Genomic DNA, 18,781 nt, shown 5'->3' with positions numbered 1-18,781 from the left:
ATAAATATTTATATAAATTTACACTATGAATCGCTATAATATGCGTCATAGTAAAAGACATCTTGATGAACAGTTTTTGAGTATAGAGAATTTCCCAAAAATAGATATTTTGAATACATCTTGACTTTTGAGAAAACTAAAATACTTGACAACTTTACAAAAATATTTATGAGCAAAATAAAGACAGCAAAACTATAAGATGATTGGTGCTTCGGAGACAAATCATGGTAGCTGTCACAGAGAACGTCCAACGTCGTTTAACTATACAAACTGTTGAAATTGCCCCCAATATCACGGCGATTCGATCGCTCGATTGGGATCGCGATCGCTTTGATATTGAATTTGGTCTACAAAACGGTACAACCTATAATTCGTATCTAATTAAAGGCGATCGCATTGCCCTGGTTGATACTTCCCATAGCAAGTTTCGCGATTTATATTTAGAAACGCTAAAAACCTTAGTTAATCCCAAAGCAATTGATTATATTATTGTCAGTCACACCGAACCCGACCATAGTGGATTGGTCGAAGATGTGCTTCAGTTAGCGCCGAGAGCGACTGTACTTGCATCAAAAGTGGCATTACAATTCCTGGAAAATTTAGTTCACGACCCTTTCAGTAAGCGGATTGTGAAGTCGGGGGATGTTGTAGACTTAGGTGATGGTCACGAAATTGAATTTGTGAGTGCGCCAAATTTACACTGGCCCGATACCATTTTTAGCTTCGATCGCAAATCAAAAACCCTATTTACCTGTGATGCATTTGGGATGCATTACTGTAGCGATGATACCTTTGATGTCGATTTGGAAGCGATCGAGCCTGATTTCCGCTTTTACTACGATTGTTTGATGGGACCAAATGCCCGTTCGTTGTTGAATGCAATGAAGAAAATGCGGGAACTTGGTGACATTAAAATGATTGCCAATGGACATGGACCCTTACTATATCACCACCTCGATTTCCTCCGGGAAAGATATCAGAACTGGAGTCAAGTACAAGCCAAAGCAGAAACCACCGTTGGCATGTTTTATGTGGCTGGGTACGGCTATGGTGATAAACTTGCCCATGCGATCGCCCACGGCATCCAAAAAACAGGTGTGGGTGTCGAAGTCCTCGACTTGAGCAATGCTGATGTCCAGGAGATTCAGGGACTTGCCGGACGTGCAGCAGGTATAGTTGTGGGGATGCCACCCAGTAGTAATTTAGCGGCACAAGCTGGGGTTAGCTCCTTATTGGCGGTGGCTAAAGAGAAACAATTTGTCGGTTTATTTGAATCCTTTGGTGGTGACGACGAACCAATTGATTCTTTACGCAGACAATTTACCGAACAAGGTGTTAAGGAAGCATTTTCTGCCATCAAAATCAAAGAAAGTCCCAATCCAGACACATTCCAACTCTGCGAAGAAGCTGGGACTGATATTGGACAATTGTTGGTTCGCGATCGCAACATCAAGCAGGTGAAATCCCTTGATGTCAACATGGAAAAAGCCTTGGGACGGATTAGTAGTGGTTTGTATATCATTACTAGCCAGAAAAACGGTGCAAAAAGTGCGATGCTCGCCTCTTGGGTAGCCCAGGCAAGCTTGCAACCACTGGGCTTTACCGTTGCTGTCGCTAAAGATAGGGCGATTGAAGCCTTTATGCAAATTGGTGACAAAATAGTCCTCAACGTCCTCGAAGAAGGCAACTACAAGGAACTCAAAAGACAATTCCTGAAGCGTTTACCTGCCGGTGCTGATAGGTTTGCGGAAGTCAAAACCCAAACTGCTAAAAATGGCTGCCCCATTCTCACTGAAGCCCTAGCATATGTGGAATGCGAAATTACCGACAGCATGGAATGTAGCGACCATTGGATTATGTACTGTTCCGTCACAGAAGGTAAAGTTGCGAAACAGGATGGTGTTACGGCAGTTCGTCACCGCAAAGTTGGTAATTATTACTAATTAGATGTGAGTTCGACGGAACCTCTCCCTAGTTTTTGCTATGCAAAAACCGTCCCTCCCTTCATAGGGAGGGATAAGAAATTAAGCTTCTCTCCTGTCTCCACATCTCCACATCCTTTTTTCTCATCCCTCCACACGCAGATAAATAGTAATAAAATATGAGCGAAAATCCTCGTGACGTACAGGTGTTGCCAATTGCTACCAACACCACAGTATTGCGATCGCGCAGTTGGACGAGACTACGTTTTGAAATTGAATATGCACTTTCTCGGGGTACAACGTCAAATTCCTATGTCATCCAAGCTGACAAAATCGCGATTATTGACCCACCTTCGGAAAGTTTTACGGAAATATATAAGGAAGCAATCCGTCGTTGCTTTGAATTAGAAAAAATTGACTATGTCATCATTGGTCATTTTAATCCGAACCGGATGCCAACACTACGGTTCTTGATGGAAATGGCTCCAGATGTAACTTTTGTAACTACGGTTACGGGTGCAAATTATCTGAAAACGGCTTTTTCTAACTCCAATTTAAATCCCAATCTCAAAGTATTGGCGATGCGGGGTAAGGAAACTCTCGACTTGGGTAAAGGTCATGTCCTCAAATTTATCCCGACTCCCAGCCCTAGATGGACGGAAGGGCTATGTACCTACGACCAGCAAACACAAATACTCTACACCGATAAGTTATTTAGTGCCCATGTTTGCGGTGATGAAATATTTGATGAGGATTGGGGCAAATTTAAGGAAGACCAGCGCTATTACTATGATAGTGTCATGGCTCCAAATGCCGTCCACATCAAAGCTGCCTTAGAAAAGATTGCCGATTATCAAGTTCGTCTCATTGCTCCCGGACATGGTCCTCTGCTGCGCTACGGCATGATGGAACTGATCAAATCCTATAAACAATGGAGTCAATCGCAGGCAGAGAGGGAGATTAAAGTTGCCTTATTGTATGCTTCCGCCTATGGAAATACAGCAACCTTAGCACAGGCGATCGCATTGGGCTTAACTAAGGGTGGTGTGGCAGTCGAATTAATCAACTGTGAATTTGCTGAGGCTGACGAAATTAAGGACGCAGTCCAAAAATCGGAAGGTTTTATTATTGGTTCTCCGACTATTGGTGGACATGCACCCACACCGATTCATACCGCCTTGGGCACAGTTTTAACTATTGGTGACAATAACAAATTAGCGGGTGTATTTGGTTCCTACGGTTGGAGTGGGGAAGCATTTGATTTAATCGAAGGTAAACTCAAGGAAGCAGGTTTTAAATTTGGGTTTGAAACGATACGTGCTAGATTTAAACCATCCGACAAAATACTGAAAGATTGCGAAGAAGCGGCAATTGATTTTGCCCAAACCCTAAAACGTGCGAGGAAACTCAGATTGCCCCAACCAGCCGCCAGCCCTATCGAACAAGCCGTCGGTCGTATCATCGGCTCGGTATGTGTGATTACGGCACAGCAAGGAGAAATTTCCACCGCCATGATGGGGGCGTGGGTATCACAAGCAACATTTAACCCACCAGGATTGACAATTGCGATCGCCAAGGAACGAGCAATTGAGTCATTATTACATTCTGGTAGCAAGTTTGCCTTGAATATTCTCGCGGAAGGCAAGCATCAGGAATATATGAAACACTTCCGTAAGAGTTTTGCCCCAGGAGAAAATAGATTTGCTGGGTTTGCCACCGCTACGGCTGATAACGGTTGTGTTGTTTTAGCAGAGGATGCTGTTGCTTATCTGGAATGTACCATTAGTAAGCGGATGGAATGCGGTGATCATTGGGTAATGTACGCGATCGTTGATAATGGTAAGCTACTTAAGCCTGATGCGATGACAGCTATTCATCACCGTAAGTCTGGTAGTTATTATTAAGCTGCCATGAATAATTATTCTTCAGCCGAATTCTGAGTTCTAACTGCCAAAGATAACTGTTGAGAGTGCGCTAGTTGTGACTGGCGCATTTTTTCTTCCCCATATATTCCCCTATCAGTATGCTGCTTCATCGTTCCTGAATATTCCGCAATTGTCACCAAGACACCAGTATAAGTGATGTGTCATCTTTAACTTGTATATTCAGTGGATGGCATGGATTTTTACCAGAAGTCAAACACTGTAACAACATTTTTATACTAAATTTGTTTGCTTCTCTTATGACACCAGAAGAAACCAAAATAAAATTTCCGTTTTGGCAGTATCTTAACCAGCCATTACTAAGTGCAGAAAAACCACCCATATTTAATCCCCGGCGTTTCGCACAAATTTATCACATCGAACTTTTAGAACGTTGTTGGCATAAAGAATGTGATGCCAAAGGATATTCATAAATTAATTCGCAATTAAGTTTTGTGATGAAGACTTCGATCAAGTATCAAACCTGACTGAGTGTCGGGGACTTATTGTCATGCCCGGTGATTAAAATTTCCCCGCGTCTCTAAGCCTCCGTGTCAGTCTAAATTAGCAGTATTAAACCGGACATAATATGACTACGTGCGATCGCGCAAATTGTAAAAGTTTCATTAAGGATATGCATTTTTTGTTTATTTTCTAGCTCATCCGGGATTACTAAACCCAGAAGCACATTATTTGCTTTATAAACTGTTTACTCGGCTGGACTAGTATAAAATGAGCAAGCAAAATCAAAATCTATTGACTTCCTTCGGTAAAGTAATTTTCGCAACTGCCTATGTAGCAATGGTTTCGCCGGTTGCTTCGGCTTTTGCAGCATCAGGGTTGCCTACCAGCATTGAAGAAAAGCTAAATAATACTCAAAATACTCAAAATTTCCCACTAGTTGCCCAGGATATGGTTGACGAACAAGCCAACCAATCAACAACTGAAAATTTACCAGAAGCAGTCAAAGCATCGATTTTCAAAGATGTTACAGAACGCACAAATGTAGAGATGTCATCTCTGCGTATCCTCAAAGCAGAAAAAATAACTTGGTCAGATGGCTGCTTGGGTCTAAAATCAAATGCAAGCTGTACACAAGCATTGGTTCCTGGTTGGCAAGTAATTGTTGCTGGTAGTGAGCAAACCTGGGCTTACCGCACCGATGAAACTGGTACTGTTGCCAAAATCGACGAAAGTTCCAGTCAAACCCTAACTGCAACCATGCAGAAAATCCAAAGTACCAGGCAACAAATTACCAGCAGAAGCACTATTCAACGTCGTAGTGAAGTTTTGTCGGCTCGTACTACTAGCAGTAGTAGTAGTCAAGAAGTGAAAATGGGTACAGTGCAAACTGTTGCCGCAAATCGCACCGTCACAGTTGATAGCAAGAGCAAAAAACCTGGCTTTACCCTGGGAATTTTGCAACCAGCCGGGAATTTCTCTGAGGACATTATTGCCCGTATTTCGGTGAAAGCAAAACGTGGCAAAGGATATGCCAAAGAGCGATTTTTTGGTGATTACAAATACAAAATCAAGCAAAAAGCCAAATTTGCGAAGGGCTTGAAAGCTGGCGATAGAATTGTTGTTCGCTTGTACGATACCCAAAATCGGTTTCTGGGCTACAGTGAATTTGAATGTTTGTCGGCAAATAGCACTGTGAACTTGGTGTTATCCGCCAAGCCCAATGAATACAAAGTTGTACGTACTATTTATGGCTTAGATGCTGACTTCGATGGCAAAGTTGACTCCGGTAGCACCACGTACGACTACTTTACCCAAGTTAGCAACCAAAATGTCAGCTTTATCAGTAATTCCCGCGAAATTCAAGTTAGCCAATTCCAAGTTCAAGGCATGTCAGCCTTTACTAATAGCGTCTATCCCACATCTTTTACCAAAGGAGAGTACGCACTAGTTCAGAAATCCATGAGTGCTTTTGGTTCTAACCTCGCTGCTGCCCTCAAAGCTACACCAAACCAATTAGTGCAAATCAACGAAGTCAGTGATGATGAGACATCAGCTTATGATGTTGGGCAAATGTTGATGGCTTACCGGGAAGTAGGTGTCGCCAACGGTGTTCAAATCCAATTCTCTGACGTATCCGTAAATCATTGGGCAAAAGATTTTATTGCTGAATTAGCAGCAATGGAAATTATTGAAGGATTCCCCGATGGTAATTTCCGTCCCGATGAACAGGTGACTCGTGCCCAATTTGCGGCGATGATTGCCCAAGCCTTTACCAAAGCCAAAATTCGCAATGAAGTAAAATTCACAGATGTTTCCCAGGGATACTGGGCATTTAATGCTATCCGTGAAGCTCATCAAACTGGATTTTTAACAACTTCTGGGACTAAATTTCAGCCGACAGCCCAGCTATCACGTTTAGAAACTCTACTGGCGATCGCACGCGGTTTGAACTACACTGTTACTGGCTCTACTGAAGCCATATTGAATGCCTATAGCGATGCCACAACAATTCGTAGTGACGTACGCAATGCGATCGCGGCTTTGACTCAAAGAGGTATAATTGTCAATTATCCGAATGCTGCCACTCTCAATGTCGATAAAGTTGCCACCCGTGCTGAAGTCGCAGCTTTAATATATAAAGCCCTTGTTAGCACTGGGGAAGCCACAGATATTTCTTCCCAATATGCTGTTGAGCAAAATCAGACTCAACAACAAATGGATATGTCGCGGGAAAGTCAGCGCTCGGATGACGATGATGATGATGACGATGATGACGATGATAAAATGTCTGGACAAGGTCAGCGTTCCGATGACGACGATGACGACGACGATAAACCCAAACGTAATTGTAACCAAGGAATTGGTAACGGAGCTGAAGGGTGCGACCCTGGAAACTCCCAGCCACGCGGTGGCAGCAATGACGAAGGTGGACGTACACCCGGTGGTAAAAAATAATTTCTTCTAGTAGTTCACCAAAGTAACTTTAGCAGGGACAAAAATCTCCGAGTCAATCTCAACCCGTCAATTATGGGTTGGCGAACCACTAGTTTTTCCCATATTTTAAGCATTTTGTTACCGGGCTTTTCCGCCCGGTTTTTATGTCTCTATTTCCAGAGCTTAAAAAGAGGCAGTTTCACGATTAACTAAGCGTGTTTCTGTCATCTTTCCTTCAGTAACTTGCACAGTTTTAAAACTGCCATCACCCAAAAAAGAATTTAAGTACAAATCGCTACCATACTGAGCGAAAATTGTATATTCTCCCGGAGGTAATTTGACAAAAAACTTACCATTTTTGTCAGTTTTCACTTGCGTGACTAGCTGAAAATTTTGTTTTGCTTCCGTCACCGGTATACGAGTTCCCTTGGCTGGGATACGCCCAGAAAAAATCCAAACGTCAGTTTTTACGGGTTGTGGTTGACTGCGTTGACGATTTTCACCAACACTCGGCATTTGATTACCTGTGACACGGACAACAGTACCACTTACACCTTGAGCTTGCCCTGATTGCAGTTGTGGTTGAGTATTGGCAGAGTGAGAATTTTTGGGGACAGCAAAACTAATCGGATTAGTACATCCAAATACAAAGGGTAGCACCAAAATAGTTACGAACAACAGGCGGATTGAAAAAGACAACATATATCCACAATTATGAATAATTTTGCTTGTGAAAAGGACTTAGGAGAATCTCAATTCAACTGAGTCTTCCTTTCTATTTTGACTCCTGAATTTTAGATTCGGACTTCTTTCAGGAATTAACCTAGGGAAAAGTAAGCTACAACACTGCCCACTTTGGACGTGGTAATCTGTGACTGGGGGTATATACACCCTTGGAACCGGGAGTGACAGAATCATGAAGAAGCTGATTAACAATCCGGAAGACTTTGTTCGCGAAAGTCTCGAAGGTATGGCAGCTGCCCATGCAGATTTAATTAAAATTAACTTTGACCCAACTTTTATTCATCGCCTAGATGCACCGAAGTCAGGAAAGGTAGCAATTATTTCCGGTGGTGGTAGCGGGCATGAGCCGATGCACGCGGGGTTTGTCGGCATGGGGATGCTAGATGCAGCTTGTCCAGGACAGATTTTCACTTCACCAACCCCCGACCAAATGTTGGCAGCAGCACAGGCAGTTGATGGTGGTGCTGGTGTAATTTATATCGTCAAAAACTATAGTGGCGATGTGATGAATTTTGAGATGGCGACGGAATTAGCTCACTCTGAAGGTATTCGGGTACTGAATATTTTAATTGATGATGATGTGGCGGTGAGGGATATATACACCCAAGGTAGAAGGGGTGTCGGCACAACAGTTTTAGCCGAGAAAATTTGTGGGGCGGCGGCAGAAAGGGGATATAGTTTGCAGCAAGTAGCAGATTTGTGTCGCCGGGTAAATTTAAGTGGACGCAGTATGGGAATCGCCTTGAGTTCCTGTACTGTACCGATGCGAATGTCGCCAACATTTGCTCTAGGTGCAAAGGAGATAGAAGTAGGTATTGGCATCCACGGGGAACCTGGTAGAAAGCGGATGGATTTAATGCCAGCGAATGAGTTGGTATCAATGTTAGCTTTATCTATTCTCGAAGATTCAGCATATACCCGTGTCGTGCGGGAGTGGGATATGGATAACGGTAAATGGTTTGATTGTGAGTTAGTTAATCAACCATTTCAAAGAGGCGATCGCATTTTAGCCTTTGTCAATGGGATGGGGGGAACTCCAATTTCAGAACTTTATATTGTTTATAGAAAGCTGGCGGAGATTTGCCAAAACAGGGGAATCCAAATTGTTCGTAATTTAATCGGCTCCTATATTACCTCCTTGGAGATGCAAGGTTGCTCAATAACTTTACTTAAATTAGATGATGAGATGATTGAGTTGTGGGATGCGCCCGTCAATACTCCTACTTGGCGTTGGGGAGTTTAATCGGGGAAAGGAACAAGGATGAATGGGTAATTCCCAATACCTATTTACCAATATCTATTCAGCAGCACCCATTAATTAACTAATAATTAATAACTGCAATAAGTTATATGAATACAGAACAAATTTTGCGGTGGTTGCAGCGATTCGCAACCAAAATTGAACAGAATAAAGAATATTTGACGGAATTAGATGCAGCAATTGGTGATGCGGATCATGGTATTAATATGGAGCGTGGTTTTAAGAAATTACTGATTCAATTACCAACTATTACAAATAAGGATATTGGTAGCATTTTAAAAGCAGTTAGTATGACGCTAATTTCTAGTATTGGCGGTGCTAGTGGTCCTTTGTATGGGACTTTTTTCTTAAGAGCTAGCTCTGCCGTTGCCGATCGCTCAGAACTCGATGAACAGGATATGCTAGATATGCTCCGCGCTGGTTTAAATGGTGTAATTGAACGCGGAAAAACCCAATTAGGTGATAAAACCATGCTGGATGTACTCTTTCCAGCCGTAACAGCATTTGAAAAAGCCGTGGATGAGAGAAAACAAATGCGTGATGCCATGGGGCAAGCCTTAGTCGCCGCCGAACAAGCCATGAAAGATACAGCACTCATGCAGGCAAAAAAAGGACGTGCCAGTTATCTCGGCGAGCGTAGCATCGGACATCAAGACCCTGGAGCAACTTCATGTTACTTAATGTTGAAGTGTTTGTATGAAAGTTTGTAAAAATAGGGAATAGTTAATGTTAGTCATTGATGGTTAGTAATTAATTACCAAGTAACTATTACCCACTAACAAATTAACTATAATTTAGCTTGAATGTAACTTTGCGTCGGGGTTAACAACGTAACAGTGGTTGGAATTGTCATTGTTTCTCACAGCAAGCGACTAGCAGAAGGCGTACGGGAACTCGCAGTGCAGATGGTTCAAGGTATTGTTCCCCTCGCGGTTGCTGGTGGTGTTGATGATGTCGAAAATCCACTGGGAACTGATGTGATACAGGTTCATCAAGCGATTGAATCTGTTTACAGTGATGCTGGTGTTGTTGTCTTAATGGATATGGGCAGTGCTTTAATGAGTGCAGAAATGGCACTGGAATTTCTCACGGAAGCACAACGTCAAAATATTCACCTTTGTGAAGCACCATTAGTTGAAGGAGCGATCGCAGCTGTGGTTTCGGCTGCGGCTGGTAGTAATATTGAACAGGTGATTGCCGAAGCACGGGGCGCTTTAATGGCAAAGGCTTCGCAGTTAGGGATTAATGTGCCTGTAACTAATAGCTACGAACCAGCGCCAACACCGGGAACATCACAAACAAAAGAAATCCATCTTGCTGTCAGTAACCGCATGGGCTTACATGCCCGTCCCGCAGCCCAATTTGTCGCTACAGCCGCTCGCTTTCTGGCTCAAATTAAAGTTAGAAATATTACCAAGAAAACAGAATACGTCCGTGCCGATAGCATTAACCAAGTTGCCATGCTCGGAGTCCGTCATGGGCATGAACTGGCAATTTCCGCCACCGGAGTTGATGCGGATGCCGCACTAGCTGCATTACAAGCCCTAGTAGAAGATAACTTTGGCGAAGGCGATAACCCAATCTATATTCCCGAAGAAATTCCCCAGATTCCCAGGGAAACAACACCAGTATCCATTGCTGCCCCATCCCTCAAAGGCATTCCCGCATCCCCAGGAGTGGCGATCGCTCCTATTTACCGCTACTCAGTTGTCTCGCTGATTAGACATCAACTTCCAACCCTCAAATCACCGCAGTATTATGTAGAAGACACAGGGCATGAGTGGCAATGTTTACAAGATGCCCTCAACTCTGCTGCCCAAGAAATTACAACCCTGCTTTCCCAAGCATCAACCCAAATCGGTGACGCAGAAGCAGCAATATTTGACGCGCATTTATTATTCCTTGGCGACCCGATAATTCTTGAAGCCTTACAACATTACATTTTCGTCGAACATATCAACGCCGCCTCCGCATGGCAAGCTGTAGTCGAAGAACTCTCCAACCAATACCGCACCCACTCCGATTCCTACCTGCGATCGCGTGCTGCGGATGTTTTGGACGTAGGACAGCGTGTGTTACGTTTATTACTGGGTACTGCGGCTGCCCATCTGAATCTGACTCAGCCAGCGATTTTAGTTGCCACAGACCTCACCCCTTCTGATACGGCACAACTGGATACGAGTAAGGTGTTAGGTATTTGTACTACAGCAGGTAGTTCAACATCACACACAGCCATTATTGCCCGGAGTTTGGGGATACCCGCAGTTGTCGGCATTCCGGACGAGATTTTGCGGATTGATGATGGCACGGTAATTGGGATTGATGGTGACAAGGGTTATGTTTGGATCGAACCCAATGCAGATATAGTCACCGCCCTGGCAGCCGAATCTGAAGCATGGCAAACCTCCCAACAAAAGGTGCGGGAAAATGCCCATCGTGCAGCCATTACTACCGATGGGAAACAAATGACAGTCCTCGCAAATATTGGTGGTGTTGCGGATGCTCAAGTTGCAGTCAGTATGGGTGCAGAGGGTGTCGGATTGTTGCGTACCGAATTTTTGTATCTAGATCGAACCACAGCACCCAGTGAGGAAGAACAATTTGCAGTTTATCAAGGGATTACTCAAGTCTTAGAATCTCGTCCGGTTGTAATTCGCACGCTTGATGTCGGTGGCGATAAACCCGCACCATATTTAAACTTACCACCAGAAAATAACCCATTTTTAGGGTGGCGAGGAATTAGATTTTGTTTGGATCGGCAGGAATTATTTAAAATCCAATTACGGGCAATTTTACGGGCTAGTATCAGTAGGACAATAAAAATAATGTTTCCCATGATTTCCACAATCGGGGAACTACATGCAGCGAAAATCATTTTAGAAGAAGTAAAAAATGAACTTCGACAAGGGAGAATTTTCTTCGACGAAAACATTAAAGTAGGTATTATGGTGGAAGTTCCTTCCGCAGTCGCCATTGCCGATCAACTTGCCGCCGAAGTCGATTTCTTTAGTATTGGTACTAACGACCTCAGTCAGTATGTCATGGCTTGCGATCGCACAAATCCCCAAGTTGCCAGTTTAGCGGATGCCCTCCATCCTGCGGTATTAAGAATGGTATTGCAAACAGTACAATCGGGACATAAAGCCGGAATTGCAGTCAGTTTGTGTGGGGAACTTGGTTCTGACCCCATTGCCACACCAATATTATTAGGTTTTGGCATCGATGACGTGAGTTTGAACCCGCAAGCAATACCAAGATTTAAAAAATCCATTACCAGATTAAGTTTAATCGAAGCCGAAGCGATCGCCTCAGAAGCACTCAAACAAGATTCCGCCACAAAAGTACGGGAAATGTTGGCAACATTTAATTATTGGTGATTATTGCAGATTTGTGCCTATGTTAACAAAGCAATTATTGCTAGTTTAGATATTTTTATACTAGTCAACCTCAAGCAGTCAATTTCAGCTTGGTGAATCAGTAGTTCTTAATCCCTTTAAGGGCTAAGAGTAATTTGTGCAATCTCCATCTAAAAAACAGTATAATAAGTAAATCAACGCTGACTTCTGAGTCTTCAAGCTAACGCAATATAGCTTCACAAATTTAGTGACTAAATTTTAGGAAATGTTAACTTTTAATACTAGGTTATTTGCTGATTACAAAAATCTAAGTATTAGAGATTCACTTGCCTATCATAAATGTTTCTCACAAATTCTGGAAATCACTTTCAAGATATCATCAAACTTTGAAATTTTGGTTTGATTCCACTATTTAGTGCCAAGAAATCAGACATAACTTGGACTAATTCTGGTGATAACTCCGGAATTATTCTTCTTCAATAAAAATAATGCATGTGGAGGTTGAGAAATGTCGCATATAGAAGGAACGTTCGTTGGTACGGGAGGATTTAACCTGTATTACCAAACTTGGCAGCCAGAGGGGCAAATCAAGGCAATTATTGCGATCGTTCATGGACTGGGAGGACATAGTGGATTGTTTACAACTGCTGTTCAGGACTTGGTTAGTCAAAACTATGCAGCCTATGCATTTGACCTCCGGGGGCATGGGCGATCGCCTGGACAAAGGGGACATATAAATAGTTGGGCAGAGTTTCGGGAAGACTTACATACCTTTTTAATGCGGATTCAGGAACAAGCACCAACCTGCGCCTGTTTTTTGTGGGGACATAGTTTAGGAGCAACTATTGCCCTAGACTTTGCCTTGCGGTTTCCCGAAAGTTTACAGGGACTCATCTTAACAGCGCCGGCATTGGGAAAAGTCAAAGTTCCACCGCTCAAAGTTGTCTTAGGAAGAATGCTTTCGCGAGTTTATCCTCGTTTTACCCTCAAAGTTGGCATTAAACAGGGTACAAGTTGCTGCGACCCACAAGTAATAGCTGCAAATGCGAAAGACCCATTAAGGCATGAATACGGTACAGCAAGACTGGCAACAGAGTTTTTTACGACCGAAAAATGGGTGGCAAAACACGCATCTACATTAGAAGTTCCTTTATTAATCTTGCATGGCAGTAAAGATAAAGTCGCACCTCCAGAGGGGAGTTTGGCATTTTTTCAACAAGTCACTTTTGTCGATAAAGAACGCTATCTATATCAAGGGGACTACCACGACCTGCACCAAGACATTAACTACAAAGTGATGCTGACAGACTTAGAGAATTGGCTAGAAAAGCATTTAGATAAAGTCACGAGCGATCGCGCCAGCCAATGTCAGATTCAAACCCCTAGTTTACAATCAAGTTCCCTGAAAATAGAACTCAGGAGCCAAGAGTCAGCACCCATAGTCCAAGTTGGTTATTCTGATTTGTAAAACTATCTACTCAAGTCTAAACTCTGCTTTTTATCGATATTTTCGTTTTATTTTTTACAAAAAAGATACAATAGTGGATTTTGATCCCTGCTATGTTCTACATTAGTAATATGTACAAAGTACATAGGTATAAGACCACTTAGGTTTAGCAGCAGCCTAAGTCTAGAAAAAAATAAATCTGCTATTAATTACCAATGAATCAGGAGAAAATCGCAAAATATAAATTCAGATATCAGAAGTCAGCAAATACTGATGTGTTGAGTTTTGTATATTGTGTTTTCAGTGAAGCTTGGACTTAAAAATGTGGATTGAATCAAGTGCTAAAACTTTTATTTTCTACTGTTGGTATAGCTAGAAATATCACAGATAAATAAATGTTTTCTAATCCCACATCAATAAGAGTAGAACAGGAAATAGAGGCATAAACATAGATATTTTTCAGCATTGAAATTGCTTATATTCAATTAGTCATCAACCCACAAAACTATTTAAGAGGGAAGAGTTGAACACTCTTTTTAAATAGAATGGTATGTTGCGAGCAAACTTATCAAGCACCTCCTAATTCCGGAGAAGTATTTTTGGGGCGAACTTTGCCATCTTTACTAGATGAAGCTTGTAGGCGATCGCCCAATCAAACCGCCTTTAATCAAAGGGTAAAATCAACTTGGCAATCTTTATCTAACCAAGCATTCCAGTCTGCTGTGGAAGAAGTCGCCTGCGGATTACTAGATTTGCAGTTAGAGAAGGGAGACAGAGTCGCATTACTCATGCATAGCGATATTAACTTGGCGATCGCGGATATGGGTACTCTCCTAGCTGGGTTAGTAAATGTACCTATCGATATCACCCAGACTATCGAACACATCGTTTTTATTCTGCACCACTCGGAAGCAAAGGTACTAATTGTCTCTAATCTGAATTTATTTAATCAAATTGCATCTTATTTGCCAGATATATCAAGTTTGCAGAGGGTGATAGTTGCCGAAGAGGAGGGTGAGAGACGGGGAAGGGGAGATGCGGAAAGTATATTTTCATTGCATGAACTTCGTAGTCGCGGAAAAGCTCTCATTTCTGAGGAGAGATGTGTGCAACTACGTACAGAACTTGCCCCAGATAACCTTGCGAGTATTGTCTATATTCCAGGAGTAACGGGAGAACCTGTAGGAGTCATGCTCACCCATGAGAACCTGTCTGGAAATGCATTAGCAGCATTTTCTGGGATTCCCAATTTGGAATTGGGAGCAAAAGAGGTAGTTCTCTCATTTCTACCCCTCACCCATGTTTTCGCTCGTGTTTTACTATATGGTCATTTGAATTATGGACACAGCATTTACTTTACGACTATCACCAAAGTAATGAAACTGATTCCAGAAGTGAAACCGACGATATTTGCCACGGTTCCACTATTTTTGGAGAAATTTTATAGCAAGATTCTTGAAGAAGCGAAAAGAGGACGCGGAGACACGGGGATAAGGGGACGCGGGGATAAGGGGACGCGGGGACAAGGGGACAAGGAGACGCGGAGACACGGGGGGACGCGGAGACAAGAAAATCTTTTCTCCCCCTCTCCCCCTCCCTCTCCTCAGCGCTTAATCTTAAAATGGTCGCTAAATCTGGCGAAAAAATACAAACTTGGGGAAATACCACGAGGTAGATATGCCTTAATGTTGAAATTATTCGATAGATTAGTATTCTCCAAATGGCGAGTTGTATTTGGAGGTAATCTCAAATATCTGATTTGTGGAGGAGCTTCTTTAAAAGCAGAGATTGCAAACTTGCTAGCGGCTGCTAGAATTACAGTATTACAAGGCTATGGATTGACAGAAACAGCTTCGGCTGTGACATGCTGTCGAGGAGAGTACAACTATGCAGGAACAGTTGGTGTAGCTTTACCAGGAGTCGAAATTGCGATCGCAACTGATGGCGAAATTCTAACTCGTAGCCCTTACATGACTCAAGGCTATTACAAAAATCAGGCAGCGACTCAAAAGTTAATTGATGTAGATGGTTGGTTACATACAGGTGACTTAGGCAAAATTAACAAAGCAGGTTTTCTGCAAATTACTGGATTAAAGAAAAGCCGTTTTAAACTTTCGACTGGTAAATATGTCACTCCAGAACCGCTAGAAAGCAAGCTGGAAAAATCATCTTTAGTTGCCAAAGCTGTCACTGTTGGTTCCGAACGTAAGTTTTGCAGCATGTTGATTTTTCCCCATTTGGAAAATCTTCATGAGTATGCTTTATCTGTAGGGTTGAATTTAGCAAGTGAAACTTTACTCAAACATCCTTGTATCATTGCTTTATATCAAATGTTAGTTGACGAAGCCAATTGTCATTTACCCTATTGGTCAACTATTAAACGCTTTCAACTAATTAATTATAGTCTGACTATTGAAAATGGAGGACTAACAGCAAATCAACAAGTAAATCGTGCCCAAGTTGCAGAGATTTTTGCTCCAGAAATCAATGCTATGTATGGGGAAGTTTGGGGAAGAGATTGGGAGAAGCGAGGACAATTAGATGCAGGAAAAATATCTGATTTAAATGAAATTTGTCCGGTAATTCCGACTTCATACTGCCCTGTGTATGCTCAATCTTTAAGCTCGTAATTTAGTTGCCAATGTAGTTTTTAAGTTATCGAAAAAAGTGAAGTAAGTAGTTGGAATTAAACAATTAAAATATAGTGGGCATCTTATCTACTAATATTTATACATTAATAATCATTAATTAAATCTACTTACTGAAAACTCAAATTCAAAATCCAAAAAAGGCAGGTTTAAACATGATGCATAAACCATTCCGAACTGCTGCTGTTCTTGGTGCAGGAGTGATGGGAAGCCAAATAGCCGCGCACCTTGCCAACGCAGGACTAACTGTTCATTTATTAGATATTGCCGCAAAAACTGGCAAAAAAAATGAATTAGTGGAAACTGCATTTAAAAAAGCTGTAAAACAATCGCCACCTATATTTTTTAGCGAAAAAATCGCTCGCCGTGTCACTTTGGGGAATTTTGACGAACATTTTCATCGTCTTGCTGATGTCGATTGGGTAATTGAAGCAGTGGTGGAAAATCTGGCAATTAAACAAGAATTAATGGCAAGGTTAGAAAAAGTGATTCGTGATGACACAATCATCTCAACCAATACTAGCGGTTTACCAATTCGGGAAATTGCCAAAGGTTGTTCAGAGTCATTCCGTAAGCGCTTTTTGGGTACTCACTTCTTCAACCCACCTCGCTATCTGAAATTACTAGAATTAATTCCTACTACTGATACTGAGGTGAAAACTCTGGCGAGAATGAAGTGGTTTGGTGAACTGTATTTAGGTAAAGGTATAGTTGTTGCCAAAGATACACCTAATTTTATTGCCAATCGCATTGGCATGTATGCAACCATGTTTGCTATCCATGCTTTTACGGAAGGAAGATATACAATCGAAGAAATTGATACATTAACAGGGACAATTGCCGGACGACCAAAATCAGGGACATTCCGCACTGCTGATATCGTCGGATTGGATACCCTCATGTACGTATTAGCAAACTTGTATCCAGTAATTCCCAACGATGAAAGTCAGGAAATTTTCCGTGTTCCTCCCCTGTTACGGAAACTGGTAGAAACTGGGACATTAGGAGCAAAAATAGGTCAAGGATTTTACAAGAAACAAGGAAAAGAAATTCTCTCCATCAATCCACGCACCTTTATTTATGAATCAGCAAAACCTCTTGATTTAGGTAATATAGAGGCGATCGCCAAAATTCCTGATTTGAAAGAACGGTTACGTACTTTGTATCAAGATACAAGTCGTGGGGGTGAATTTTTCCGCCAACTAACTCTGCACATCCTCGCATACAGTACCCGTCGGATTCCCGAAATCGCCGACAATCCCAGTGATATTGACAAAGCTATGCGTTGGGGATTTGGTTGGGAACTGGGACCTTTTGAAATTTGGGATGCTTTGGGATATGAAAGGGTATTAGCAGATATGAAAGCTGCTGATATTGCTGTACCAGAAAAAATTGAGAAAAGATTACACAAAAGTGAGGATATTGCCAAACCAGGAAAAATTTACTTCCCTCCTGTGACTGAATGTGCTGATGATTTTTGTCTACCCACATCGCCTTTGACAACAGGAATTAATTTAGCTGCATTAAAATCTGACTCCAAAAATATCTTGTGGCAAAACTCCGAAGCCGCTTTGATAGACTTGGGTGATAGAGTCGCCCTGTATGAATTCCGTTCCAAAGGTAATACCCTCAGCCTCAAGGTAGTTGATGGTTTAGCGATCGCGCTAGATATAATTGAAAATGGTAATTACCGAGGATTAGTCATTGGTAACGATAACGCCAACTTCTCCGGTGGTGCAAACTTGGCGGAAATGGCAATGTTGGCACAAACTCACAACGGACAAGGAATTGCCGATTTAATTGTCAGATTCCAAGCTCTACTCCAACGGATTAAATACTTTCCCAAACCAATTGTGGCAGCGATAGTTGGGCGCGTATTGGGCGGTGGTTGTGAATTAGTTTTAGCTTGTCCCCATGTCGTCGCGGCTGCGGAAACCTATATTGGCTTAGTCGAACTCAGTGTCGGTTTAATTCCCGGTGCGGGTGGCATCATGCGGATGGTGACATGGGCTGCTGACAAAGCCGCAAGTGAATCACCGCAAGATATTCAGCCATTCCTACGAAAAGTATTTGCAACCATCGGCATGGCGAAGGTATCTAGTAGTGCCGAGGAAGGAGTAGAGTTAGGTTTTCTACCACCGACAACCAAGATAGTCATGAATGCAGACAGTCGTTTGTATGTGGCGAAGGAAGAGGTAATTTGTTTGGAACGTACGGGTTATATTCCACCTGTAGAGCGTCATCACATTATGGTACTGGGTAGGCAAGGAAGAGCAATCTTAGAACATGCGGCGGCTGTAATGCAACAGGGAGGATTTATTTCCGAGTATGACAATTATCTAGCGAATCGTTTGGCTTATGTGATGACTGGTGGAGAGTTGTCTACGCCGAGTTTGGTAAGTGAAGATTACCTCTTGCAGTTGGAGAGGGAGTCATTTCTACCCTTATTACAACAGGTGAAGACGCAGGAACGGATAGCCCATATTTTGAAAACGAAGAAGCCTTTGCGGAATTAGGGAGGGGAAAGAGGAGATGGGGAGATGGGGAGACGCGGAGACGCGGGGAAATATCAGGAGGAGATGG

General features: G+C 42.4%; 11 protein-coding genes. 10 read left to right on the top strand and 1 reads right to left on the bottom strand.

Annotated elements, in window-relative coordinates; genetic code table 11:
- The first annotated feature begins 224 nt into the window (after nucleotides 1-224).
- From VB733_RS16050 to VB733_RS16035, 4 genes are all read left to right on the top strand, one after another.
- Nucleotides 225-1,943: a diflavin flavoprotein gene (locus VB733_RS16050; RefSeq protein ID WP_323341064.1), complete on the top strand. Its 1,719-nt coding sequence runs from the start codon at nucleotides 225-227 to the stop codon at nucleotides 1,941-1,943.
- Between the two features lie 158 nt (nucleotides 1,944-2,101).
- Entirely contained in the window at nucleotides 2,102-3,826 is a 1,725-nt protein-coding gene (locus VB733_RS16045; RefSeq protein ID WP_323341063.1) for a diflavin flavoprotein, read from the top strand.
- Between the two features lie 278 nt (nucleotides 3,827-4,104).
- Nucleotides 4,105-4,278, top strand: coding sequence for a hypothetical protein (locus VB733_RS16040; RefSeq protein WP_323341062.1), 174 nt, complete (start codon nucleotides 4,105-4,107; stop codon nucleotides 4,276-4,278).
- 298 nt (nucleotides 4,279-4,576) lie between these two features.
- Nucleotides 4,577-6,763 carry an S-layer homology domain-containing protein gene (locus tag VB733_RS16035; protein ID WP_323341061.1) on the top strand — a complete coding sequence of 729 codons (2,187 nt, stop codon included), beginning with the start codon at nucleotides 4,577-4,579 and terminating at the stop codon, nucleotides 6,761-6,763.
- Between the two features lie 162 nt (nucleotides 6,764-6,925).
- Here VB733_RS16035 and VB733_RS16030 read toward each other — a convergent pair whose 3' ends face one another.
- Nucleotides 6,926-7,444 (bottom strand): hypothetical protein, encoded by a 519-nt coding sequence (locus VB733_RS16030; RefSeq protein WP_323341060.1) that lies wholly within the window; start codon nucleotides 7,442-7,444, stop codon nucleotides 6,926-6,928.
- Between the two features lie 214 nt (nucleotides 7,445-7,658).
- On the opposite strand from VB733_RS16030, the gene dhaK reads away from it, so the two are divergent.
- The 6 genes from dhaK (at nucleotide 7,659) to VB733_RS16000 (ending at nucleotide 18,714) form a co-directional block, all read left to right on the top strand.
- Nucleotides 7,659-8,729 carry a dihydroxyacetone kinase subunit DhaK gene (gene dhaK / locus VB733_RS16025; protein WP_323341059.1) on the top strand — a complete coding sequence of 357 codons (1,071 nt, stop codon included), beginning with the start codon at nucleotides 7,659-7,661 and terminating at the stop codon, nucleotides 8,727-8,729.
- 107 nt (nucleotides 8,730-8,836) lie between these two features.
- Entirely contained in the window at nucleotides 8,837-9,457 is a 621-nt protein-coding gene (gene dhaL / locus VB733_RS16020) for a dihydroxyacetone kinase subunit DhaL (RefSeq protein WP_323341058.1), read from the top strand.
- A gap of 126 nt (nucleotides 9,458-9,583) precedes the next feature.
- Complete coding sequence (ptsP, locus tag VB733_RS16015) at nucleotides 9,584-12,124, top strand: phosphoenolpyruvate--protein phosphotransferase (RefSeq protein ID WP_323341057.1); 2,541 nt, start codon at nucleotides 9,584-9,586, stop codon at nucleotides 12,122-12,124.
- A gap of 487 nt (nucleotides 12,125-12,611) precedes the next feature.
- Nucleotides 12,612-13,571, top strand: a complete 960-nt coding sequence (locus VB733_RS16010) for an alpha/beta hydrolase (RefSeq protein ID WP_323341056.1) — start codon at nucleotides 12,612-12,614, stop codon at nucleotides 13,569-13,571.
- Nucleotides 13,572-14,095: 524 nt separating this feature from the next.
- Nucleotides 14,096-16,180: an AMP-dependent synthetase/ligase gene (locus VB733_RS16005; protein ID WP_323341055.1), complete on the top strand. Its 2,085-nt coding sequence runs from the start codon at nucleotides 14,096-14,098 to the stop codon at nucleotides 16,178-16,180.
- A 176-nt stretch (nucleotides 16,181-16,356) separates the two neighbouring features.
- Nucleotides 16,357-18,714: a 3-hydroxyacyl-CoA dehydrogenase NAD-binding domain-containing protein gene (locus VB733_RS16000; protein ID WP_416336326.1), complete on the top strand. Its 2,358-nt coding sequence runs from the start codon at nucleotides 16,357-16,359 to the stop codon at nucleotides 18,712-18,714.
- Nucleotides 18,715-18,781 lie beyond the last annotated feature (67 nt).

The sequence above is a fragment of the Calothrix sp. UHCC 0171 genome (assembly GCF_034931845.1).
In the GTDB taxonomy this organism is placed as follows: domain Bacteria; phylum Cyanobacteriota; class Cyanobacteriia; order Cyanobacteriales; family Nostocaceae; genus Brunnivagina.
The sequence above is the reverse complement of the archived record's forward strand: the minus strand, read 5'-3'. Positions and strand labels throughout refer to the sequence as shown.

Excerpts from the sequence above, each read along its gene's own strand:
- VB733_RS16030 (WP_323341060.1), bottom strand. The coding sequence starts at position 7,444 with ATGTTGTCTTTTTCAATCCGCCTGTTGTTCGTAACTATTTTGGTGCTA.
- VB733_RS16050 (WP_323341064.1), top strand. The coding sequence starts at position 225 with ATGGTAGCTGTCACAGAGAACGTCCAACGTCGTTTAACTATACAAACT.
- dhaK (WP_323341059.1), top strand. The coding sequence starts at position 7,659 with ATGAAGAAGCTGATTAACAATCCGGAAGACTTTGTTCGCGAAAGTCTC.
- VB733_RS16000 (WP_416336326.1), top strand. The coding sequence starts at position 16,357 with ATGCATAAACCATTCCGAACTGCTGCTGTTCTTGGTGCAGGAGTGATG.
- VB733_RS16035 (WP_323341061.1), top strand. The coding sequence starts at position 4,577 with ATGAGCAAGCAAAATCAAAATCTATTGACTTCCTTCGGTAAAGTAATT.
- VB733_RS16040 (WP_323341062.1), top strand. The coding sequence starts at position 4,105 with ATGACACCAGAAGAAACCAAAATAAAATTTCCGTTTTGGCAGTATCTT.
- VB733_RS16010 (WP_323341056.1), top strand. The coding sequence starts at position 12,612 with ATGTCGCATATAGAAGGAACGTTCGTTGGTACGGGAGGATTTAACCTG.
- VB733_RS16005 (WP_323341055.1), top strand. The coding sequence starts at position 14,096 with ATGGTATGTTGCGAGCAAACTTATCAAGCACCTCCTAATTCCGGAGAA.
- dhaL (WP_323341058.1), top strand. The coding sequence starts at position 8,837 with ATGAATACAGAACAAATTTTGCGGTGGTTGCAGCGATTCGCAACCAAA.
- VB733_RS16045 (WP_323341063.1), top strand. The coding sequence starts at position 2,102 with ATGAGCGAAAATCCTCGTGACGTACAGGTGTTGCCAATTGCTACCAAC.